We start from the raw sequence: 22,963 nt of genomic DNA, 5'->3' as shown, positions 1-22,963 counted from the left end.
GTTGCCAGAATTTGGAAGTTGTTCAAAAATCACTTCCCAAAATTTAAATAGACCACTAAGAAGCTGGCGGATCGGATGAGGGCGCGGTGACTGCAGGACACTGGCTGAATGATAATTCCGATACATTAACACCAAAAGAAAAACTGATATAAAGAAACAGAAGGAAATGTCTCATTGAATAATGATTTAAGTAGTTAAAAAAATTGTTCAGGAAATATAAGAGTCTGTTTAAAAAGAGTTTCCCGGTTTATCATAACCGTTTGTGAAGACACAAACGGCGGCGGCTTTGCCATTGGCTGTGTCTTCACGGCCAACTTTAGAAACCAATCTCCACTTATAAAATCATTTTTAAACAGACCTCTTATATCTAACCTGTATTTTTTAACTCAGGTCAACGATGCTGATAGCTAAGTTCATTAAGTCTGAAATACCCTCCATTAATCCGTGTATTGCAATTAACAGAGAATATTATCTTTGATATCATATGAGAAATATTTGTCTTGTAAATAAAATTGTTGTTGCGCTTGTGCTCTTAACAGGAAAAGTTTTTAGCCAGGGCACTTCGCATCTCGTAATGCATGTGTTTCCTGCAAACGCTATTGTTATTCTTGACACTGCACATGTTCCATTGAAAGGAATTATAGATGTTCCCGCAGGAACACATATCATAAAATCATGGGCACCTCAGAGAATACTCAGCGTGGACACGATTGAAACATTTGCCGACAGCACACAAGTGTATATCAATAACATTCCCTATGATCCGGCTTACCTCGCAGTTTTAAAGGCAAAAAGTGCACAAAAAGCAAAAGCAGTGGTGCCGCTCATTTCCACGGGAGCAGTGCTGCTTGTTTCCAGTGCTTCACTGATTGCGATGAACAGCCAAATCAATAAATATTATGATCAGGCTGAAACCGCGAGAACGAATTATGAAGCAGCCATTACTCCTTCACAACTGCAATATTACCAGGATCAGTATAATGAATATGCGCATCAGTACGAGCAGATGGTGGACGTTAGCAATTTGGCAGCAGCTACTTCCGCAGTATTGGTGGCGGGTGGAATCGCAACAACTTTGTATATATTATTTAAGAACAGGCCGGATTATGTGGAAGAACAACTGCTGTCAAGAATCAACCCGGGATTCATGATCGGTTCAACAGGGATGGTCGGTTCAATCGTTTATAAATTCTGATGCGATGAAACACTGGAGTCTTCTTGTGGTCACAGTAATTCTTACAGTATTTTTTTCCTGTAGAAAAGATAATCTTGAAACACCTCTGTTTGACAGTCCTTATGAAGAAGACTCCGGAATTGAAATCTTCAACATTGATAAATTCTATTTCAGTTTCGACCATAAAATTCTTTATGTCTATTTTATAAATGACAGCATTATGCTCCATGCAAGAGAGCTTGCTGACAGCCTTCTGATTTATCGCGATGGAGAAATTTATATTACTGATGCGCCAAAAGATCATTTTGCTGATCTCAATATTTCACAGGATACTTTTTATACTTATGAATTTGCTTTCCGCGATACTGCAGGTGCCCTCACGAAAATATCAGCGGAGCATGTGATTGACATTCCCTGAATAGTCCTGTTTAATTGGGAATTAGAATAAGGGATAGTGATCGATAGAGGCCTCGCTTCGAAGATTCGGGGTAGTGGGGCTTCCATTTTGCCGGCATGTCTCATCGTCTTTGTTCCGGATTATTACTCATAGCTAAGACTCAATTTCTGGCCCCATTCATAGGTAATTTCAACAGGAAATCCATCTAAGTTGTATTTGTAGGTGACACTGCATGGATTGCAAATCGCATCTATTAAACCGGTATAGTCATTAAAACTTTCTTGAAGCATATTGCTTTCACTCCAATTTACAGGGTCTGTGATGTACGATGGTATTTCCTTTTTATAATTTAATTGATCGTCATAAGCGTAAAAAAATTCGGAATTCAATACTCCGTTTCCGTCATATTTTTCCACTTTTTCAACATTATTTCCATCCCAATAATATTGGTCAATATTTGTATAGGCCTCAATAACCTTGAAATAGGTTAGTCTCTTTGATAACTTACCCTCGCTATCATACTGAAATTCATAAATCCATGTCAGGGGCACCTCTTCCAACTTTTTAGAATATTTATTGATTGTCAGAATTCTTCCCTCTGAATCACGGAGAATGGAATCTCTGAATATTAACGTGTTTCCAATGATATTAAAGGTTTTAATTTCTCTGATGAGGTTGCTATCATATTCAAATTCATACCTTCTCCCCGTTGAGTCGAGGTCTTCAAATGATTTCAAGACACCATATTCATCGTAATTGTATTTCTCCTGCCAGTAGCGGTTATTTTGAGTGTATGCGATTGAAATCAGCTTTGTTCCATGTATGGCAACTATACTATCTTCTTTTGCACAGCTAATGATCAGAACTGTAAGGAGTGTAAATTTTAGATGCTTCATCATTAAGTTTAGATTGGAAACGGAAATGTTCAGGTATTTGCGAAGACAAGGAATTCAATTACTGGTGCTGTGTGGTGATAATGCTAAATAGAAAGTTGAAGTTAACGGCTAAAGTTCAAAATTAAAAGTCCAACCCTGAACCAAAAATAGCAATGTTGCTGATGAACAAGTTTCACGGTCCGTCCCTGATTTTTGTCGGTGAATTGTTGTGCTTTTAGTACTACAGTAACTGCAAATTTGCACGTAGCTTACTATCTCTTATTTATGTAATCTAATTATATTTGTTTGCATGACAAAGCACTGCCTCAATTGTGGAAATATTGTCACTGAAAAATTCTGTCCCAACTGCGGACAGGACACCGGCGTGCGAAAAATTACCTGGAAATCTTTCAGTGAAGAATTTATTCATGCGCTTACGCATGGAGAAAAAAGTATTCTGGGAACAACGGTTCAACTACTTAGTCACCCGGGAAAAGTGCTTGATGAATACATAGCAGGCAAGCGCAGGAAATATCATTCACCTGTTGGTTATTTCCTGATCCTGTTAGCGCTATCGGTAATTTTTCAGCGACTGGCGATCGCCAAACTTGGTTTTCATCCGGTGATTCGGGAAGGGTTGACATTTAGTAATATCGAAAGTATCGAGGTGTTCATAAAACACGGCACCTGGCTTTATATTTTTACTTTCCCATTCAGTGCAGCGGTATTTTATTTTGTTCTTGCCAGGCCGACATACAGCTATATTGAATCACTCGTGATTACGATGTATGCGTTTTCATTCACGTATGTTTTGTTTGTGCTTTGTTACATCATCGGAGGATTAATTTTTTCTATTAATGTGCTTCACTGGAAGTTTTATCTTTTTCAAATTACCCTTGCGTTGTCGTATACCGTATGGGTATGCTTTGATATATATAGGAATAAAAAGAAAAAAATGTTGTGGCTTCGCATTTCCTTTTATTTGATAATTAATACTGTTATAGTTTTAAAACTGCTTGAATTTTTGAGCAATGCATGGGTATTTCTGGAACATTATTTTTCAGTTGCATGATGCACAACCATTTGCGAAATGGTTCATTTTTAATGCATGCTGATAAGTTCCATCAAGCCTTTCATGGGTAACCGGCCCATGGAAATACTGTAACCAATTACAAGCACATCGTTAACTTTTTTTAAGGAATCTTTTTCCGGCAAGAAATTGTGAAAACCCAACCCTGCTTAGTTCCATTTTTTTGTCGTAAAGTGATAAGTTTTTGATGAGACACTGCCCTTCGGAAACAGTTTACAGATTCATTCTATTGAATGTAGCATGTATCGTGTCTGGTGTTGCATTCAACATCAATTCACTAAAACCAAATGTGAGTTCAGCTTTGCCTTCCTTCATTTGCTGAAAGACCGTTTCTACAAAATCACTTACTGATGGTTGTCCATCGTGTAAACCTTTGCCGCCAAGGTCAGTGTTTAGGGCCGGTGGTATCATTTCTATTACCTCAATGTTTCTTGCTTTTAGTAAATGCCTGAGAGAAAGTGTAAAGGAGTGGAAAAACGCTTTTGTCGCGCAATAGACGGGCACTTTTGATAACTGCACAAACGCTAAACCGGAGGTCACGTTAATAATGGTGTCTAAGGATTGTAAGTTGGTGAATAAGGTTGTCAAATGAACCGGTGCCAAAATATTTGTGGTGATTTCGTCCTTTGCTTTCTGATAAAAATCCGTATCTGAAATGTTCATCCAGTTTTGAATTCCGGCATTATTTACAAGCACATTCAGGTCATCATGATTTTCTGAAATCCAGTTAAAAAGCTCAACTCTCTCCGCTTCCTGCGATAAATCACAGACCCTGGTAATTACCCCGGGAAATTTTCCGGATACTTCTTCAAGCACGGACTTTCGTCTTCCGCAAATAATTACCTGGTTGTTCTCTTTGATGAATCGCTCAGTTAAGCCAAGTCCGATTCCGCTTGCGCCACCGGTAATTAGAATTTTATTGCCTGTAAGTTTCATACTGTTTTTTTAATAGTTTATTGAGTTATTTTTCGTCCGTTACCTTGTCCATTGCTGTTTTCGTGTTTTGCGATGCCCGGAAAATCCATTCACAAAGATCAGGGATATACATAAAGTACTTCATCAGCCATAATTTAAAATTTTACGCCATGCCCGCCATAGCTCCTGACATAGAAGCTATAAAATAATTTGAAGCATAGATACCAAGTAAAACAAATAAAATGTCTTGCGGTTTTTTGTCGTAGGTGATGGAGTAATTATAGTCGAATTTGCTCCAATTAAAAGCAGGGTCAAATTGAATCAGTTTTTCTCCGTCTTTGTTTTCAATGATGTATTTATTGAAGAACGTACCTTTTGCTTTTAAAATGAATTCTTGTTCGTCCTGAAAAGTAAACACAATATGTCCGCGCCAGTTCATTTTTAAGTTTGCTATTTCAATTCCCTTTTTTGTCACGCTAATGCTTGTTCGAAAAATACCAACCGGTTTAATTTTATACTCATCACCAATTGCCAACCTGATTTCAGCTTCAAGTACAAACAAACTTTCGTAAATCAGTTCGCCTAACTGTTTTCCGTTTTCTGTGAGTTGCAGTCTCTTTCTATCTGTCGATTTTGCTTCCATTTATATGTTGTACTACAGGGTTTACTTTTCATTTTGATTAGTTCGTGCTTTCAGTTAATGAAAGAGCTAAAGTGTTCATATTACTGTGCCGTTTCAATTATGTTCAACAATTATTTTTTCACAGTATTGCGTTTCTCCGTCAAACACTTTCACAAAATAAATTCCCTCTGAAATATTTATTAGATTGATTTCATTTTTTTCTTCATTTAAAACATTTTTTGTAAAAACGTTTTCTCCGAGGCTATTCAATATTACGATATTGCCTGACTTAATTATTCTTTCAAAGGAAATAGTAAAATTACCTGCCGATGGATTTGGCGAGATAAGAAATAATTCATTTGAAGTTATTTTACTTATGCCGACAGTTGCGCAAGGTGTAGTAATTATTCCTCCACTGCCAACCATTGTTGCGGGAATGGTTACAATAGTGTTTGGAGAAGTAACAATAGTTGGTGGATTTGTTGACTGTGATAAAGGAGTGCTAACAATAGTTGTAGTCTTACCAGTGAAACAACCATCGTTTCCAGAAGCATCGGCCCTGATCAAATAAATATCACTATTGCCTGCACCGAAACTGTTAGTTTTTCCGGCAATAATATATCCTTGATCTGCAGTTTGTTGAACGGAAGAGCTGAAATCATTACTTGCTCCGCCAACAGTTCTTGTCCACAACGTATCTCCGTTGGCATCTGCCCTGATTAAATAAACATCCGTATTACCGGCACCAAAGCTTGAGGTTACTCCACAAACAATAAATCCTCCATCAGCAGTTTGCTGAACAGAGGAATAATAATCCATATTTGTTCCGCCAAATGTTTTTGTCCAAAGTATATTTCCAATGCTATCACTTTTGATTAAATACGCATCTGTATTACCTGCACCGAAACCATCTGTTGCTCCGGCAATGATATAGCCGGCATCAGTGGTTTGTTGAACTGAAACAGCATTATCGTATCCTGAACCACCAAAAGTTTTTGTCCAAAGCGTATCTCCATTGGGATTGGTCCTGATTAAATAAACATCATCGTTACCTGCACCGAAACTTGAAGTTTTTCCTGCAATGATATATCCACCATCTGCAGTTTCCTGAACCGACTTTGCTTCATCATTAGATGCTCCTCCAAAGGTTTTCGTCCAAAGTGGATCTCCGTTGAGGTTGGTCTTCATTAAGTAAATATCATAACTACCCGCACCAAAACTTGTAGTTGTTGCGGCAAGGATAAAGCCGCCATCGGCAGTTTGTTGAACTGAATAAAATTTATCCAGACCTGTTCCTCCAAAAGTTTTTGTCCAAATGGTATCTCCGTCAGCATCTGTACGGATTAAATAAAAATCCAAACTGCCTGCACCGGTTATATAACCCGCAATAATATATCCTCCATCAAAAGTTTGTTGAACGCTATAGCTATAGTCATCTAATCCTTTCCCGAATGTTTTTGTCCAAAGCGTATCACCAGTTGAATTTGTCTTGATTAGATATACATCGAGGTTGCCTGCACCGTAACTGAGGGTATAACCTGAAATAACAAATCCACCATCCTCCGTTTGCGTAACCGCACTGGCAACGTCATCGGACGTTCCGCCAATGGTTTTTTGAAACGTTATCTGCCCGATGGAGTAGTTGATGGAGATAATAAATACAACACCTGCCATAAAAAAGAGTCTTCTCATTTTAGTCATAATCAATGTTGTTTATTTCCTGCGCAAACGCAAGACACTGTATTTAATCAAATGATTCAACTATTCGGGTTTTCACCTCATTTCTAAAAGCGATTGTGACAAATCACTTTTTTTGCTTTTAACACGAGTGATGTACAGCAAAACCTAATCCCGTGTTATCTCCTGGTTATGGTGTTTTTCAAGTTCAGTCATCACTATTGAGGAGTAAGTTTCAGTTTGGTTAAATCAAATTGCTTTTCCTTAAGCCTTAGGAGAATCTGATTATAAATTTCATCACTCATTTTTGAGGTTCTTGAAAGTATCCAGAGGTATTTTCTGTTGGGATGACTTACCACGGCATAGCTATAATCATCAGCCAAATCAATGATCCAATATTTACCCTTTAATGGCCAGAAGAACTGCACTTTCAATTTAGCGTTGCCCGAATTTTTTTCCACAAACGCTTTGCCTTTTATATATGATTGCTTGCCATTCAAACTATCTTTATTACACCTGTTTTCTACAATCACATAGCCTTTGTCGCTTAATGTATATTCGGCTGTTGTGCAATGACAACCTTTCTGAAATCTTTGGGGATATGAGGCAATTTCATACCATTTGCCAGCATATTTATCCAGGTCAACCTTTGAAACTGTTTGCAATGTTTGTGCTTTCATGCTTGACGTTGTTATTAAAATTAACAGAAAAAGGTGGAAACGGATTTGGTTTGTTTTAACATTTCTATTCATAAACTGACTGTTAATAAATGCTGTTAATGTTTGAACTTTGAAAGTGGGCTTTTGAAATTTGCTTCGTTGTCTTTGAAACCTGAATTAGCAGTTCGATGCTTTTGTTTCACTTTTATCTGTTGGAGATTTTCTTTGCTAGTTCATTGCTGGCTGGTGTTGATATTCCGAATAAGCAATAAATGTTTTTCCATCATAAAGGTAGAGACCTGTTCCTCTCGTGCCCACCCAAAGATTTCCGGTTTTATCTTCCAAAATAGACCAAACCCCCGGATTGGCCAATCCGTCTTTAGTTGTAAATCGGGTGAAAGAGTTTCCATTGTAGCGGCTGATTCCGTCACCACCCAACCAAATGGTTCCGTTGTTGTCTTCTATAATTCGCATTACTTCACCGGTCAAGCCATCTTTGTTTGTAAAGCTTGTAAATGACTTGCCATCATACCGGTAAGCTCCTCCCCAATTGCTGAACCAAATATTCCCGTTTTTGTCTTGCACTTGCGGCCAGGCCCAATTATGCGCTTTTGGCTTTGGTCCATTTTGAAATAATTCCTCCAGTTTAAAGTTGGTTATAGATTTACCATCATAACGGAAAACGCCTTCGTTGGTTCTACCACCAAACCAAATGTTACCGGCATCATCTTCTAAAATACGTTCCGCCTTATCGTTAGCGGTCAAAACTCCATTTGCGGCCTTATCAATTATAAACGGTGTAAATGATTTGCCATCGTATATATAAACACCATCTATTGTTGCGAACCATAGTTTTCCGCTTTTCGCCTGTATGATGCTATAAACCCAATGAGAGTCGCGATAGTTTTCATTCTTGTTGGGCGGCAGGTTTTTTGGCAACGGAATCCGCATTTCCGTAAATGTTTTACCATCATACAGACAAAGGCCCGCCACGGTACCTATCCAAATTTTACCATCTTTATCTTCCAAAAGGGAATAAATATTATTACTGTTGAGTCCGTCAGCCGTCAAAAATCGACGGAACGATTTCCCGTCATATTTATAAAGACCATTTTGTGTGGTTCCGAACCAAAGGTTACCTTCTCTGTCTTGCATACTACATTGAACATTGCCATAGCCGGGATCGCCAATAGTTTTTACAAGTTTTGGATGTTCCTTTTCTGTTGGTAAATTTTTTTTAACGGGTCCGTTGCAGGCAGCACTCAAAAGCAGTATTGCCAGGAAAGTAAAACTTGCATTTGCAAGAAATTTTTTCTCATTGTTCAAATTGGAATTGGGGTTTTGATAGCTGTTTGTCGGATGGTTTTGCTGCGATGGGTGTTAACGTTTTGGCGCTTGGTGAAGGTGGCGATTTTCACCACAAATGTTGTTGTGGAGAACCAAACTTTGAACAACTACAAAATTGTCTTCGGGCCTCAAGGAATTAATGTTTTGGAATCCCCGTTCTCACCCTAGTGCGTATATATTTCGAACAACTATCAATTTCTAATTTGAATTCGCAATGCTCATTATTTCACGCCATTGACCGACACATATGCCAAAGCACTCACCAGTTTATCAAGTTCTTTCAACGAAGTGTACACATTTGGTGTAACGCGCACGCATTTGATATTTTCCCATTCAATATTTACAGTGTGGATTTTATAACGGGCAAAAAGAAAATCCGCTAACGCTGCTGTTGTAATTCCGTCTACAGAAACGCCGCAGATGGCACAGGAAAAAGCATCTTTCAGGGAAGTGTGCAGCTTCACTTTGGGAATATCTTTCGCTTTTTCTGCCCAGTAATTTTTAAGGTAGCGAAGCCGTGCTTCTTTGCGTTGTGATCCAATGGCATTGTGAAAATCAAGCGCGTATCCTATTGCCTGTTCAGCGGGAAAAGAACGCGTGCCCTGGGCTTCAAACTTTTTGATGTCAGCACTTTGCGGATCGCCATTCGCAAACAGCGGCCAGATAGAAGGGATTTTTTCTTTCTTCACCCACAACAAACCGGTACCGAAAGGAGCACACAACCACTTGTGCAGACTCGTACCCCAGTAATCGCAGCCGAGTTCAGGAATCTTATAGTCAAAATGCGCGAAGGTGTGAGCAGAGTCGGAGATCACTTCAATCGCCGGATTTTTTTTCTTCACGGCATCTGAAATTTTTTTCACCGGCTGAATCTGTCCCATCCAATTGATCATGTGTGTTACGTGCACTACTTTTGTTTTATCAGTAACCGCATTGGAAAATTGTGAGACGAAATAATCATCGTCTTCTTTTGGCACTTCAAGATTGAGCCATACGAGTTTGATGCCGTCGCGCTTTTCACGTTGTTCCCATGCATGCACCATGTTGGGATAATCCTGTTTGGTGAGAATCACTTCATCGCCGGCTTTCAGGTTAAGTCCGAAAATGACGGTTTCCAATGCTTCCGTTGCATTGCGGTTGATCGCTATTTCTTCAGCGCTGCATCCTGCGAGGTCCGCTAATTTTAGTCGCAAAGGTTCGCGGCCCTGGTCGAGCACATGCCACATATAATAGCTCGGTGCTTCATTGCTCATCTGAATGTATTTGTATTGCATCTCCTGCACGTGCATGGTTTGCGGACTAACGCCGCCATTGTTCAGGTTGATGATGGCCGGAGAAACAGAATATGCCTCGCGGATCATGGACCAGAAATCTTCCTCCATCGCAAATGCAGCAGCGGACAAATGCGCTTTCGGTTTTGCTGCAGCTTCGATTTCGCTGATGGTTACTTTAGATGAAAAGGCCGGAACACTTGCTGTAGCAAGTAATGCAGCACCTGAGTGTTTGATAAAACTACGGCGTGATGGCATATAAAATCGGATAGTTGAGATTAAAAAAGGAATGTCTGTATAAAAATAGACAAAACATCTTTATTTTATTCTTCTGTGCATTTCCGTAATTACATGGCAAATTATTTCTGAATTTATTGTCGCGCAGGTCAGCAGCAAACTGAAATTTATCAGGCCCATTAAACTTTTTACTAACTTTCTATGTTGTCTGCGGTTGTATTTTGCACTGCAATAAAAAGGCAAGCTCATTCGTCATTGTCATACTTTTATTTGCATACTAATTTTTAAACGCTCATTTTTTAAAATATGAAGATCGGAATCGTCTGTTATCCAACGTATGGAGGAAGTGGCGTAGTAGCTACAGAGCTCGGCAAAGCACTTGCACAGAAAGGACATAAAATACATTTCATCACCTACCGTTCACCGGCGCGGCTCGATTCATTTGTAGAAAATGTTTTTTACCATGAGGTAAGTTTTGCCGACTATCCTTTGTTTGAGCGCGCACCTTATGAAACAGCACTTTCGAGCAAGATTGTGGATGTGGCTAAGTTTGAACAGCTTGACCTGTTGCATGTGCACTATGCCATTCCACACGCTGCCACGGCCTACATGGCGAAACAGATTTTAAAGACACAGGGAATTGACCTTCCTTACATCACCACCTTGCATGGAACGGACATCACACTTGTTGGAAAAGATCCAACGTATGCGCCGGTAGTTACATTCTCCATCAATCAATCAGATGGTGTGACGGCAGTTTCAGAAGACCTGAAAAATCAGACCTACCATAATTTTAAGATCACTACCCATATTGAAGTGATTCCCAATTTTGTAGATCTCAACCGTTTTCGCAAAGCGAAGAAAGAGCATTTCAAAAAAGCCATTGCGCCGAATGATGAAAAGATTCTGATTCATACATCCAACTTCCGGAAAGTAAAACGCACTCAGGATGTGGTGATGATCTTTCAGAAAGTGTGCGAATTGATCCCGAGTAAATTGTTGCTTGTAGGTGATGGACCAGAACGTCAGAACCTGGAGATACTTTGTCGCGATCTGAATATAAGTGAAGATGTCCGCTTTCTCGGCAAGCAGGATCCGGTGGAAGAGTTGCTTGCTGTGAGTGATTTGTTTTTGATGCCTTCGGAAACCGAAAGCTTCGGGTTGGCAGCATTAGAAGCAATGGCTTGCCAGGTACCTGTGATTGCCACCAACGGCGGTGGTATTCCCGAAATTATGGTGCAGGGTGTTACGGGATTTATGAGCAATGTAGGTGATATTGAAGACATGGCAAAAAACGCAGTAACTATTTTGTCAGATGATGCAATGCACAATCGATTCAAAATGCAGGCGCTGGAACATGCAAAGAAATATGATCTTGAAAAAATTCTGCCGCTGTATGAATCTTTTTATGAAAGAGTGCTTCAGCAATCAGTTGTTGCAGCGGGATAAATTGCTCATTCGCGACGTACCCTGAGCTTTCCGGAGAAAACGAACAACGCGATCTTTTACTTTCATAAAACTACAAACTCAAAACGGCAAGTCATCCTTCATCTCCGGAGGTGCCTGGCTATAATTTGCTTCGCGATCGGGCGGATAATCACCAGATGAATTTTTTCCGCTTCCACCTGTTACCGGTTCTACCTTCCATGCTTTCACATCGGTGTACCACTTGCCGTTGTATTCGCGCGATTCGATATTGATGGCCACCTTTAATTCATCGCCGGTTTTTAATTGCTTCAAAGCTTCCACTTTATCATTCCAGCAAACGATGCAGACTTTCTTGGGAAATTGCTCCTGTGTTTCAATCACAAAATTTTGTTTGGTCCAGGGGCCGTTTTGTCCCGAGCCGGTTTGTTCGGGAAGTATCTGTACTAATTTTCCGATGATTTCTAATGCCATGTTAGTTATTGTAAAGGGTTAAAATGAGAGTTTTAATTTCCTGATGGAGTCGCTTTTCAGTCTTGATGAAACCTGCTGCTTTTAAGAAGCTACCGTTGACTATTTCTTCCTGCTAAGCGACACAAAACAATTGCCCAAAGATACCGAATATTCGAAGTGATTTTCAGTAGATGAAAATTAACATCCGATTTTAAATTTTTGCGGCGTTTGTAGCTAACTTCGTTTCACGATTTTCAAAACACATTCAGCATGATTACCCGATTGGTTAAGATTACCCTTCAGCCCGATAAGATTGATGCATTCCTGGAAATATTCAAAGATGTAAAGCAAACCATTGCTTCTTTTGATGGCTGTCACCATGTAGAATTGTTGCAGGATTTACATGCTCCTCATATTTTCTTCACCTACAGCACCTGGGAGGATGAACATTTCCTCGATCATTATCGCTTCTCTGACTTCTTTAAATCTACGTGGACAAGATCTAAACTTTTGTTTTCAGAAAAAGCAGAGGCGTGGAGCGTGGGATTGATTGAACGTGCGCAATCAGATCATTTCTAGGCAGGTAATATTGCATTTCAGAAAATTGAACTTGCAAATTATTGAACTATAAACTTCCGCGAATGGCGGATTATTCCATCCTGCGTTAATGTTATTATATAAGTTCCTGCAGAAAGATCATTTGATTGGAGACTAACAGCAGCATCACGAGTGACAATGGAAGATTCCAATATGCCGTATACATTAAAAATGCGAAGCTCAGCGAGTTCATTATTATCATTCTCAAAATAACACATTGAGCTTAGAGTAACCGGATTCGGAAATATCAACAGGCTATTGCCATAATTCACGTAGAAAACTTTGATGTGATCCGTAACTCCTAATTGACCCAAAACCAACCGGTAAAAGTTGTGCTGATTGGTCAGTGGATTTTCATCTGTAAAAGTGTACGTTTCATCTTTATCATTACTTCCGCAAATGCCGGCAATCATGCCAATAGTTTCGAAATGAATACTATCAGGCGATCTTTGAATTTCAGTTCCAAGACAGGTATTTCCACCTTTAATAGTAAAAGACAATTGAATAGTTGCGTCTTGCTGAATTCCGGTGAACTGCGTTAATACAGTGGTTTGCGCACAGGTATTCTGAACGATAAGAAATGTAAGCAATGCAAAAAACCAGTTCTTCAATTCCATTCAATTTGTACTAATTGTACTAAAACTATTGAAAAAGCAGGACATCTGTCAGATAACAGCTGCAGTTAAATGGATTAATAATGCAAAAAGTTCAGGCCATTTGACCCAAACTGTTTTGCAGTAATCTGTTGGAATGAATGTTTTGTTACCTATCCTGAGGTTCTTTCTTTTCGAAGAAGTAACTCGTAATTAATCCCAGGCCTCCGAAGATGGAGATCGAACCGAAGTAGATGGGTACTGCTTCGCCTTGCATGGTGTGAAGCACATAGGAAGTAAGCCAGTATGCGATTACTAATCCGAGGCCAACACCTAATAATACCAGTCCCCATTTAAGTGAGGCCAGCGGACTTACAGGCTTTCTGCGGCGAAGGCCCGGATCCATACCTTTTTCTATCATCGACATGCGCTCTTTGTTGTCAAAATAGCGAAGCCCAAAGATCATTGCGAAAGCGCCAAGCGGAATTAAAATGGGAATCATTACCGGATCCATGATTAAATTGATTTAAGGTTAAAAGAAGTTGTTTACGTTTGTAATACCACATACGACTACCTGTTTTCAAATGAGGTTACACCTGTTTTGAAAAAAAATCATTTCCAGGGGAATTGCTCTTTATATATAGGAGCACGAGCGCCGCAAAATTAATCTCCGGGTTTTACCATGCTCTCTGGTAATTGCTTATCTTCAAATATTAAATGCTTTTAGGATTATTCTGATTCGAGGTGTAACCTGTGAGGTGCATGTGTAGTCTAATCGTTAGCTCATGAGAGATAACCAAACCGATTTAGAGCTTATAGACGAGGTGCTGTCGGGAACGGCAGCGGCGTTTTCTGAATTGGTGAGCCGTCATCAGCGCTATGTTTTTTCATTGGCCCTGCGTTTTACAAAAAGCCGTGAAGACGCGGAAGAAATAGCGCAGGATTGTTTTGTAAAAGCGTACCGTTCATTGGCAGCATTTCAGCGGACTTCGAAGTTTACAACCTGGTTGTATGGCATTGTGTACCATACTTCCATGACTTTTTTGAGGAAGAAGAAACTGGAGGTAAGTTCGATTGATGATGAAACAACTTATTTACAGGTGGAAGACACGGCATCGGATATGAAAGCAAATCTGGTGGAAGAAAAATCAAGATCTGAATACCTTGAAAAGGCTATTGACATGTTATTGCCGGATGATGCCGTTATCATAACTTTGTTTTACAAGGGCGAACAATCGCTGGAAGAAATTGCAACGGCCACCGGTTATGAAGCGAATACCGTTAAAGTTAAATTGCATCGCGCCAGGCAACGGCTGCGCGGCAAGCTGGAATTGATTTTAAAACATGAAGTAAAAGATCTGGTAAGATGATGAACATGGAAGATCGTTTGTGGGATTACATTGATGGCCTTTGTTCGCCGGAAGAGCGCAACACCATCAGCCAGTTGTTGCAATCAGATACAACTATCAGGAGAAAATATGATGAGTTACTCTCCTTGCATCAGCAACTAAAGTCTGTTGAATTGGATGAACCGGGAATGGGTTTTAAGAACCGTGTGATGGAACAGGTGCTCGCCGGGCCACATCCATCCACTTTAAAAACAAAAGTGGACCACCGGATTATTTACTCGATCGCGGCATTTTTCGTACTCACTATCGGAGGAATGCTGGCTTATGCAATCAGCAAAATGGACTGGAGCGCTTCTCAAAGTTTTGAGCTTCCTGAAATGTCCATGCCTGCAGTCAATTGGTCGTTTTTAGAAAATCCTGCATTTACATTATTCTTCTTAGCAGTGAATGTGGTGTTGGGATTGGTGTTGATTGATAAATTGGTGACTGCCAGGAGAAAGAACGCGGCAAAGGTTGATTGACCTGTTTAATTGTTACATGGCTAAACTGCTGAATTGTTGCGGCGAAGCCGGAGTTGATGGGCATCCATCAAAGTCATCTGTTGAATCGCGAAATCGCTCCAATCTACCGTCCTCCTATGTTTGCGAACGCACTTCAAACAATGCTGTCATTGATTGACCTCAATAGCCAAATCCACGGCTTCGCCGCAACAATTAAACAATTAAGTAATGAAGCAATGCAACACTTAGCTCCTCAACCCCAAACACTCCCGAATCACTTCACCCACCGTTTCACATCCTGATAATCCAGATAATATTTGATGCGGATGGAAATATTATTATTGCGCGGAAAATCAAAAGTATGATCGAGGTTTTCGATATAATTTAAGGTGGCCTGATCGTCGAAGCCGATGATGGAATTTTTCCAGACAATATTAATTTCACTTCCCGGAAGGAACCACCACGTGAAATTTAAATCGATGTTCCACGCATTGAAATTGTAATCACTGTTTTCATGATAATTACTTGTTCCGAGTGAACCATCCTGCTCCAGTGTATAGAATTGATCATACGTTCCTTTTTGAGAATAATACCGGAATTTCAATCCGACGGACATATTGCTGTTGAAGATGTAATTGCCAGTAAGGTTGGTATCATATTCTTTGATATCTCTTCTTCCGAAAATAATATTGCCGGCAGAATCAATATCAACAAAGCCAACATCATTGTAATACAAATGTGTTTCGTTTTGCGGAATCAATAAAATTTTATCGCCGATGCGGATACGTGGCGTTACCTGCCAGCGGTATTTGATGCGGCCCGGTTCATTCCCGATCGCAGGGCCACCTTCTATGTCGAGTGCAAAATGTTTCCTGTAATCAGTGCTGATGCCTGCGCCCAATTCATAGATGGAAGGAACAGCGTAATAGCGGTCCTGCACACGAGGTTCATAATAATCGTGCAACCCAAAGGGGGCTAAATAGTAATAAGAGAAAAATCCAAAGTATTTCCTGGTAAGCATGAAATAACTGCCATGGAAGGCTGCTTCCGTATAGGCACCATCGTTGTTCCGGTAGCTGTAGCTCAACTGGTTTTCTGTATGCAATTCAAGAAACTTCCCGAAGGGTTTGTAGATATCGTAATTCAAATAAGCCTCTTCCGCATTCTGATTGCTGATGGCAAGGTAGCCGAGATCGTTGGGATCATACTCCTTGCTGATGGCGATGTGAGAAAGTTCGTAAGTGAAGTTGCCGGAAATTTTTTTGAAGGATAAGCGGTATAAATAGCCATTGGTGAAATCAATATCACTATTGTCTGCATTTTTATTCATCAATGTGCTGACTGCAAGATATCCGAAGCCGGCATAGTGCTGTTTTTTATCAGCGATGTAGGTCATCACATTGGCGACGTTGGCATTTCTTCCTTTTGAGTCACGCAGTACATTGGTATTTGTAAAAGTTAGATAGCTGTTGTTTTTAAGTGCCTGGTCAAAAACCAGCACATTAAAATTAGTGAGCGGGTCATACAAAACATCTTTCGTTTCGCCTTCGATGTTGGTGGCGGGTGCATAGGTATTTCCGGTTACGGCATTGAACACACCAATGCCTAAACCATGATTATTGCGTCCGGAGATTTTGGTTGCATTCAGCAAACGTGAATTAAGGGGAGGATTTTCTACCGTTACGGAAGTGTCTTCATGTGTTGAATAGTAGTCGGAAACAAAACCAATACGCCTGGAGTAAAACAATTCCGCCTTCGCGAACAATTCAGTTCCTTCTGTAAAGAAAGAACGGTTTTCATCATACTGCACTTCCAGGGCAGAGAGGTTATAGATGATATTATCTGATTGCACTTGTCCGAAATCAGGAATCAGCGTGGCATCAAGCGTAAAGCTTTCATTGATGCCCCACTTCAGATCCATGCCTCCTTTGAAGTCGAGGTTGCTTTGCGAAATGTTATTGAGTTTATCTTTGTAAAGATTTGCATACAGTGTTGCATATGGCGATAGTGACAGACGTAATGGCGGCTCAATATCAGCAACGCCGACTAGTGGTTGAAACTGCGATACGATGCCGTTTTCTTCAGGATTAATGCCTGCGGAATGATATTCATACCGGGTGCTGCGGACAATGCGGTAAAAATCTACGGTCCAATCCTGAATATTCACTTTAGGAAAGCGCAATGCTGAATACGGAATTTTCATTTCCGAATACCAACCGTCATCTGCTATATACACCTTGCTGTCCCATACTGCATCCCAGGAAAAATCATCGTCTGAATTCAGGATCAACTTAAAATCTCCCTGCACATTTCGAGGTGTGACGCCAAAGCCAAGGGCATTCTGACCATCATGGTAAGTATCAAAAGCAAAAGCGATGGCGTCGGTGGATTCAAAGATGTCGTCGCGTTGTGTAAGTTGCATCCAGATACTGTCGCGTGGCATAAAACATCTGGCAGCAACGTAGATGGCTTCGTTGTCATACACCACCATTACTTCCGTGCGATTTTTGGCGGGTGCACCGAAAGCGGGAGTGCCCTCAATAAAATCCGAAAACGGGATGGCTTTATCCCAGCATTCATCATGCAATTGTCCGTCGATTTTTGGAGCTGCAGTTATTCGTGTAGCAACAATGGGTTTACGATCCTGTGCCTGTAACAAAGTGATCAACAGTATTGATAAAACTGTGACAAGAAGGAATGTTTTTTTCAGGAGCATTGGAGAAATCGACAAAGTTAATTTTTTGTCAGGAAGCATGATTGCTTCACACCCGTGCTATTATTCTACCGATAAGAATTACAAGATACAATGCACCAAGTACTGCTTCAAGCGCGGCAATATCCCGAATGAAATGACTGACTTCAGAGAAATCGGGAACACCACCGGAAATAGTTACCACGCTGAAATAAAGTGATTCTGAAAAGCTGGGAAAGCCGGGTTCAAGGGCAATGCCGAAACTGCCTGGCTGCAGTATACTAAGGATATCATAGATACTTGCAAATGCAATGGCCATCATGATGAACAAACTGACAGAACCCCAAAGTTTGCCATAGCTGACTTCATCTTTGCGGAAAACATCCCTGAAAGCATGATACATCACAAATATTTCGGTGAGAAACAGCAATGTATGCACTGTAATAAGATAAGATGACGGGTCATTCACAATTTTTCCAAATGGAAATTCCGCTATAAAAAGTGTGAGGAAGCCAAACAGCATTAATAGCAGAATTCCATACACAAGGACGGGTTGTTGCACAAAATTTCTCACAAGGTCCCATAACATATAGTAGTAAACCGCTCCCAACATCAAAAATACGGAATAGAACATCTGACGTTCAGCTCCCATACCGAAAAGGTTCACCATATCTTCCAGCAATAAAGCAATGGATACGAGGATAGCTTGTGTGATCACAACATTGCGATAGTCGCGCTGTTTGGATGATTCGCCGGACTTGTGATAGGCAATGATACTTTTCAAGGAAGGGTTGCGTTTGGAAATCCATCGAAAGATAAAAAAAACAATGTGTTCGTTATCTTTCGACCTTCAACAATGGTGAATGATTTGGTGGTTAAGTCGGTTACAGTAACTTTAGCCCTCCTTTTGAAATTCAAATAATAAAGGGACTCAACTTATTTTTCGATATGATTCCGATGCGTATTTCACTTTTGTTGTTGGTGGTGATGCAACTTTTTGTCGCTCCGGATGCCGGTGCACAGGATGTGATCCGGTGCGCAACTCAGGAAATGCTGGAGCAATATGAAATACAGCAGCCTGGTACCAAACAGGCTATTAAGCAAACAGCTCTTGAAATGCGTGAATGGATCAAAAATAATCCGGGTGGTACGCGATCCATTATTACTATTCCCGTTGTGGTACATGTAATTTATAAAACCAATTCGCAGAATATTTCTGATGAACAGATACAATCGCAGATTGATGTGTTGAATGAAGATTTCCTGCTTGGTAACGCGGATACATCAAATATTCCTGATGATTTTAAACCATTGGCTGCTAACTGTCAGATTCAGTTCTGCCTGGCAGCGTATGATCCGAACGGCGATTCTACGAGCGGCATTGTCCGCACCAACACGACCGTCAGTTTGTTTTCGACAAGCGACAGCATGAAGTTTACCAATAAAGGTGGTGACGATGCCTGGCCCGCGAAACATTATCTCAATATCTGGACTTGTAATTTGGGAGGTGGTGTATTAGGCTATGCTACCCTTCCGCAAGGCAATTCGGGCAACTCAAAAACGGATGGTGTGGTGGTGCTGTACCGGGCTTTTGGACGACAAGGCACTGTTGTTTATCCATACAATGAAGGCCGTACATGTACACATGAGGTCGGTCATTGGCTTGGATTGTCACATATCTGGGGCGATGATGGTGGTGACTGTGGTGGCAGTGATGATATAGATGACACCCCGAACCAGGCAGATGCCAATTATGGCTGCCCTGATTATCCGTTGACGGATATCTGTTCTCCCCTTGCTCCCGGCGTGATGTTTATGAATTACATGGATTATACAGATGACCGTTGCATGTATATGTTTACGAAAGATCAGGCTTCAGTGATGACCGCTTCGCTGAATGGGCCACGCCTGAGTATTCTCACTTCACCGGCTGGTTGTCAGGGTGTTTATTTTGCCAATGATGCTTCCGTTTCGAAAATCAATTATGCGAGTGATACTATTGATTATCTCTCTTTTAAACCCGGCGTTGTGCTTGCCAATCGTGGAACGAACTTACTGACGAGCGCTGATGTGTATTACCAGGTTGACGGCCAGGATCCGGCAGTGTATCATTTTAACGGCAGTCTTCCAACAGGTCAGTCAACTCCGGTTTATTTTGACGACTTATATTTTACCAGTGAAGGTGATCATATTGGAATTGCGTGGAGTTCACTTCCCAATAATCAGCAGGATGAATTTATTTTTAATGATACAGCCGACAATAGTTTTACCGTTATCAGCACTATTACCAAAAATTCATTTACTATTTCACCAATTCCTACAGACGGACCGCTCACAATTCTTATTCAAAATCCTACTGATGGCGATATGGATTTGCGTGTGGTGAATATGCTGGGACAGATCGTGCAGCACCATTTTGTTACTCTTGATTCGCAATCAACTCTTGACATTGATCTTTCTGATTTATCGCCCGGAGTGTATGTTTTGTTTTCAAAAATTGGCTATGATTATGTGCGGGAAAAAATAATGGTAAGAAGGTGATGGGTGTCTTTTCACGGTAGCAGTTTGAGTTCCGAAAGTTTTTTGAAGTGTCATCACTACTCATTTCCTAAAATCTGTATTTTCCAAATCATTTCAAGGGGGATATAAGTCCATGCTTACGAAAGCTTCCTTTATCGCGGATTTTCTCAAAAGAAAAATTCTATTCTGTTTTGATTAGCCTTCACATTGTTCCAATTTGCTCTGCAACAATTTTTTTTCCGCGGGAGCATGCGTAAGTGACAAGGCTTGTAAGAGGTTTTTTTTTGCCTCCTCTTTATTTCCCGCTCTTAGGTATAAATCACCTAATGTGGCCGGCAGCAGGTAATAAGTGCTGAGTTTTTCTTTTCCCGGCAGGTTGTTTATTTCTTCGATCCCACACAGTGGTCCATCAATCTGCGCAAGCACAATTGCACGATTGAGAAAAGCCACCGGCGAAGGAAACAAGCTGCAAATGATAGTGTACAATGCAAGAATGGTTGACCAGTCTGTATGTTCAAAAGAAGGGGCAACAGCATGTTGTAATGCGATGCCTGCCTGTAATTGATAAAAATTATAGGGTTCCTCCTGCATCGACTTTTCAAAATACCGAACGCCCGCTTCAATCAGGTCGCGGTCCCATTGCGTACGATCCTGATCGGCAAGTAAAAGAATGTTGTGCTGATCATCGAGTCTGGTATTGATGCGTGAAGCGTGAAACAACATGAGCGAAAGCAAGGCATTAACTTTTGGCGAATCTGTAATCTTATTTTGAGTCAGCAAAAAACAAAGTCTTGACGCTTCCACCACCAGGTCTTTACGAACCAGTTGGTCATTGCTGGTGGAATTGTAACCTTCATTAAATAAAAGGTACAGCGCAGTGAGCACGTTTTCCAGCCGCGCTTCCAATTGATGCGGTTGTGGAATTTCAAACTTCACTTCCCCTTCGCGAAATTGCTGGCGCGCACGGTACAATCGTTTGTTGATGGTTTCCGGATTGGTGAGAAACGCTTTTGCAATTTCTTCGATGCTGAATCCGCAAAGTGTTTTCAATATCAGCGCTACCTGCGATTCTGACGGAATAGCAGGCTGGCAGCATGCGAACATCATCCGGAGCACATCGTCCTGAACCTCGTTTTCGTTGAACAATTCTTTAATGGTGGGAACGAGCGTATATTCAGATTGAAGCAATGGCGCAACATCTGCAGCAAATTTCCGGTGGCGTTTTTCACGGCGTATTACATCAATGGCTTTGTTTTTTGCCACTTTGTAAAACCATGCAGAAGGATTTTCAGGCATGCCGGAGAAACGCCATTGCTCGAGTGCTTTCAGCAAAGTATCATGCACAATGTCCTCTGCCAGTTCGAGGTTGTGCATGCCGAAGATGCGCGTAAGCACGGAAACAATTTTGCCGTATTCATGGCGGAAAAGGTGATCAATTGTTTCGGTGATCGATAGTGAACCTTTCACGCGGAAAGCTTTGGTGAATTAGAAAAGGAAACAGGCAATATAGCTACAACCTGTCCAGCGTATTGATCCGCTACCGGAATATCACATTTGTATTTCCTGGATTTGACGGATTTCCACCGAACCGTCCAATTCCAAACCCGGACAATCTTTAGAAATTTCAACAGCTTCGTCATAATTATCAGCATGTACGAGCAGGTAACCACCGATCAATTCTTTTCCCTCAGCATATGGGCCATCAGTTATTTTTTTGTTTTTTCCTGTCAGCACTTTGCCATCTGTACTTAATGGCTGTCCGCCAATCATCTTGCCATCAGCAGCTAATTTCTGCATCCAGTTGATCCATTTTTGGGTGTGTTGTTGCATGGCTTCGGGTGAACCTTGCAGTGCACCGGCATCACCGCCGCGAAAAATGAAGAGAAATTCTTTCATGGAAGTTTAAGGATTTAAAATGTTTGAAGGGTTTGAAGTGTTTGGTAACGTTTGACGGAACAGGTATAGGACAAATTTGGGTAAGAATTTTTAAGAATGAATACAATGAACGTATTTATACCGGAACAAGATATTTGTTGCAATTTTTTGCAGCAGTAATTTCTGCTTCGATTTATTTGTATTCAGGATGAGCAACGATAAACTTGTTGAGTGCGGTGGCTGCCTGTTTCCTGATTTTGTTTTGCAGGAATGGGCTCCATCCCAGCAAAATTCCCGGCGTGCCCAATGCCATACGTGACCATTTCCAGAGATCAAAATGATCAGTATGACGAAATATTTTTCCATCTCTGAACTCAAATGCTGCGGTTATCACATTCAATACTTTCCTGCCACTGCCTGAAAATGTATAGGCTGCTTCCCAGTAACAACTTCCAATTTTGTCGTTTGCCAATACATCATGAAAGGAAACTTGCAGGTCTTTGCTATTGAAAAGAAGCATATGCCACATGGCTTTGGCTTCTTTTCCTGCTAAGCTCTGAAACACAGCATCGGAAAAAATAATTTCTTCATGATAACAGGATTGCATAGTCCTGAAGTCTTTATCATTGAACGAGCCGTAAAATTTTTCAATCAGAGAAGCGCTCATGCTGAGAATTGATGGAGTTAACTTTTAG

Annotated in this window: 23 protein-coding genes; 8 read left to right on the top strand and 15 right to left on the bottom strand. The window is 40.7% G+C overall.

Annotated elements, in window-relative coordinates:
• The first annotated feature begins 484 nt into the window (after nucleotides 1-484).
• Nucleotides 485-1,195 carry a hypothetical protein gene (locus tag IPO83_07450; protein ID MBK9731108.1) on the top strand — a complete coding sequence of 237 codons (711 nt, stop codon included), beginning with the start codon at nucleotides 485-487 and terminating at the stop codon, nucleotides 1,193-1,195.
• Between the two features lie 4 nt (nucleotides 1,196-1,199).
• On the top strand, nucleotides 1,200-1,592 hold the full coding sequence (locus IPO83_07445; protein ID MBK9731107.1) for a hypothetical protein: 393 nt from the start codon (nucleotides 1,200-1,202) through the stop codon (nucleotides 1,590-1,592).
• Between the two features lie 122 nt (nucleotides 1,593-1,714).
• On the opposite strand, the gene IPO83_07440 is transcribed toward IPO83_07445, so the two are convergent.
• Nucleotides 1,715-2,470, bottom strand: a complete 756-nt coding sequence (locus IPO83_07440; GenBank protein MBK9731106.1) for a hypothetical protein — start codon at nucleotides 2,468-2,470, stop codon at nucleotides 1,715-1,717.
• Nucleotides 2,471-2,756: 286 nt separating this feature from the next.
• Here IPO83_07440 and IPO83_07435 point away from each other — a divergent pair, with 286 nt between their 5' ends.
• Entirely contained in the window at nucleotides 2,757-3,518 is a 762-nt protein-coding gene (locus IPO83_07435; GenBank protein MBK9731105.1) for a DUF3667 domain-containing protein, read from the top strand.
• A gap of 231 nt (nucleotides 3,519-3,749) precedes the next feature.
• Here the strand turns inward: IPO83_07435 and IPO83_07430 are convergent, their stop codons facing one another.
• The 6 genes from IPO83_07430 to IPO83_07405 form a co-directional block, all read right to left on the bottom strand.
• A complete protein-coding gene (locus IPO83_07430) occupies nucleotides 3,750-4,472 on the bottom strand; it encodes an SDR family NAD(P)-dependent oxidoreductase (protein ID MBK9731104.1) in 723 nt (240 codons plus the stop codon).
• Between the two features lie 142 nt (nucleotides 4,473-4,614).
• On the bottom strand, nucleotides 4,615-5,094 hold the full coding sequence (locus IPO83_07425; protein MBK9731103.1) for a hypothetical protein: 480 nt from the start codon (nucleotides 5,092-5,094) through the stop codon (nucleotides 4,615-4,617).
• 93 nt (nucleotides 5,095-5,187) lie between these two features.
• Complete coding sequence (locus IPO83_07420; protein MBK9731102.1) at nucleotides 5,188-6,774, bottom strand: T9SS type A sorting domain-containing protein; 1,587 nt, start codon at nucleotides 6,772-6,774, stop codon at nucleotides 5,188-5,190.
• A 194-nt stretch (nucleotides 6,775-6,968) separates the two neighbouring features.
• Nucleotides 6,969-7,502 (bottom strand): lipocalin family protein, encoded by a 534-nt coding sequence (locus IPO83_07415; protein ID MBK9731101.1) that lies wholly within the window; start codon nucleotides 7,500-7,502, stop codon nucleotides 6,969-6,971.
• A gap of 135 nt (nucleotides 7,503-7,637) precedes the next feature.
• Complete coding sequence (locus tag IPO83_07410; protein MBK9731100.1) at nucleotides 7,638-8,735, bottom strand: hypothetical protein; 1,098 nt, start codon at nucleotides 8,733-8,735, stop codon at nucleotides 7,638-7,640.
• Between the two features lie 242 nt (nucleotides 8,736-8,977).
• Nucleotides 8,978-10,285 carry an aminotransferase class V-fold PLP-dependent enzyme gene (locus tag IPO83_07405; GenBank protein MBK9731099.1) on the bottom strand — a complete coding sequence of 436 codons (1,308 nt, stop codon included), beginning with the start codon at nucleotides 10,283-10,285 and terminating at the stop codon, nucleotides 8,978-8,980.
• A 285-nt stretch (nucleotides 10,286-10,570) separates the two neighbouring features.
• Here IPO83_07405 and bshA point away from each other — a divergent pair, with 285 nt between their 5' ends.
• Nucleotides 10,571-11,713: an N-acetyl-alpha-D-glucosaminyl L-malate synthase BshA gene (bshA, locus tag IPO83_07400; GenBank protein MBK9731098.1), complete on the top strand. Its 1,143-nt coding sequence runs from the start codon at nucleotides 10,571-10,573 to the stop codon at nucleotides 11,711-11,713.
• A 78-nt stretch (nucleotides 11,714-11,791) separates the two neighbouring features.
• Here the strand turns inward: bshA and IPO83_07395 are convergent, their stop codons facing one another.
• Nucleotides 11,792-12,163: a DUF3127 domain-containing protein gene (locus IPO83_07395; protein ID MBK9731097.1), complete on the bottom strand. Its 372-nt coding sequence runs from the start codon at nucleotides 12,161-12,163 to the stop codon at nucleotides 11,792-11,794.
• A gap of 249 nt (nucleotides 12,164-12,412) precedes the next feature.
• Here IPO83_07395 and IPO83_07390 point away from each other — a divergent pair, with 249 nt between their 5' ends.
• Nucleotides 12,413-12,721 carry an antibiotic biosynthesis monooxygenase gene (locus IPO83_07390; GenBank protein ID MBK9731096.1) on the top strand — a complete coding sequence of 103 codons (309 nt, stop codon included), beginning with the start codon at nucleotides 12,413-12,415 and terminating at the stop codon, nucleotides 12,719-12,721.
• Nucleotides 12,722-12,759: 38 nt separating this feature from the next.
• On the opposite strand, the gene IPO83_07385 is transcribed toward IPO83_07390, so the two are convergent.
• Together IPO83_07385 and IPO83_07380 are read right to left on the bottom strand one after the other, a co-directional pair.
• Nucleotides 12,760-13,350, bottom strand: a complete 591-nt coding sequence (locus tag IPO83_07385; GenBank protein MBK9731095.1) for a T9SS type A sorting domain-containing protein — start codon at nucleotides 13,348-13,350, stop codon at nucleotides 12,760-12,762.
• Between the two features lie 151 nt (nucleotides 13,351-13,501).
• Nucleotides 13,502-13,846, bottom strand: a complete 345-nt coding sequence (locus tag IPO83_07380) for a hypothetical protein (GenBank protein ID MBK9731094.1) — start codon at nucleotides 13,844-13,846, stop codon at nucleotides 13,502-13,504.
• Nucleotides 13,847-14,117: 271 nt separating this feature from the next.
• On the opposite strand from IPO83_07380, the gene IPO83_07375 reads away from it, so the two are divergent.
• Both IPO83_07375 and IPO83_07370 read left to right on the top strand, forming a co-directional pair.
• Nucleotides 14,118-14,702 carry an RNA polymerase sigma factor gene (locus IPO83_07375; GenBank protein ID MBK9731093.1) on the top strand — a complete coding sequence of 195 codons (585 nt, stop codon included), beginning with the start codon at nucleotides 14,118-14,120 and terminating at the stop codon, nucleotides 14,700-14,702.
• Nucleotides 14,699-15,202 (top strand): hypothetical protein, encoded by a 504-nt coding sequence (locus IPO83_07370; GenBank protein ID MBK9731092.1) that lies wholly within the window; start codon nucleotides 14,699-14,701, stop codon nucleotides 15,200-15,202. Before IPO83_07375 ends, IPO83_07370 begins: the two co-directional genes overlap by 4 nt.
• Before the next feature lie 253 nt (nucleotides 15,203-15,455).
• Here IPO83_07370 and IPO83_07365 read toward each other — a convergent pair whose 3' ends face one another.
• Both IPO83_07365 and IPO83_07360 read right to left on the bottom strand, forming a co-directional pair.
• A complete protein-coding gene (locus IPO83_07365) occupies nucleotides 15,456-17,897 on the bottom strand; it encodes a carbohydrate binding family 9 domain-containing protein (GenBank protein MBK9731091.1) in 2,442 nt (813 codons plus the stop codon).
• 46 nt (nucleotides 17,898-17,943) lie between these two features.
• A complete protein-coding gene (locus IPO83_07360) occupies nucleotides 17,944-18,657 on the bottom strand; it encodes a hypothetical protein (GenBank protein ID MBK9731090.1) in 714 nt (237 codons plus the stop codon).
• Between the two features lie 173 nt (nucleotides 18,658-18,830).
• Here IPO83_07360 and IPO83_07355 point away from each other — a divergent pair, with 173 nt between their 5' ends.
• Nucleotides 18,831-20,414 carry a T9SS type A sorting domain-containing protein gene (locus tag IPO83_07355; GenBank protein MBK9731089.1) on the top strand — a complete coding sequence of 528 codons (1,584 nt, stop codon included), beginning with the start codon at nucleotides 18,831-18,833 and terminating at the stop codon, nucleotides 20,412-20,414.
• A 174-nt stretch (nucleotides 20,415-20,588) separates the two neighbouring features.
• Here the strand turns inward: IPO83_07355 and IPO83_07350 are convergent, their stop codons facing one another.
• The 3 genes from IPO83_07350 to IPO83_07340 all read right to left on the bottom strand — a co-directional run bounded on the left by IPO83_07350 (nucleotide 20,589) and on the right by IPO83_07340 (nucleotide 22,935).
• Entirely contained in the window at nucleotides 20,589-21,860 is a 1,272-nt protein-coding gene (locus IPO83_07350; GenBank protein ID MBK9731088.1) for a sigma-70 family RNA polymerase sigma factor, read from the bottom strand.
• A gap of 81 nt (nucleotides 21,861-21,941) precedes the next feature.
• Nucleotides 21,942-22,289 (bottom strand): hypothetical protein, encoded by a 348-nt coding sequence (locus tag IPO83_07345; protein ID MBK9731087.1) that lies wholly within the window; start codon nucleotides 22,287-22,289, stop codon nucleotides 21,942-21,944.
• A gap of 172 nt (nucleotides 22,290-22,461) precedes the next feature.
• Nucleotides 22,462-22,935: a nuclear transport factor 2 family protein gene (locus IPO83_07340; protein ID MBK9731086.1), complete on the bottom strand. Its 474-nt coding sequence runs from the start codon at nucleotides 22,933-22,935 to the stop codon at nucleotides 22,462-22,464.
• Nucleotides 22,936-22,963: the final 28 nt, after the last annotated feature.

Source organism: Chitinophagaceae bacterium (assembly GCA_016717285.1).
Taxonomy (GTDB): Bacteria; Bacteroidota; Bacteroidia; order Chitinophagales; family UBA10324; genus JACCZZ01.
Note: the sequence above shows the minus strand (reverse complement) of the source record. Positions and strands in the feature narration are given on the sequence as shown.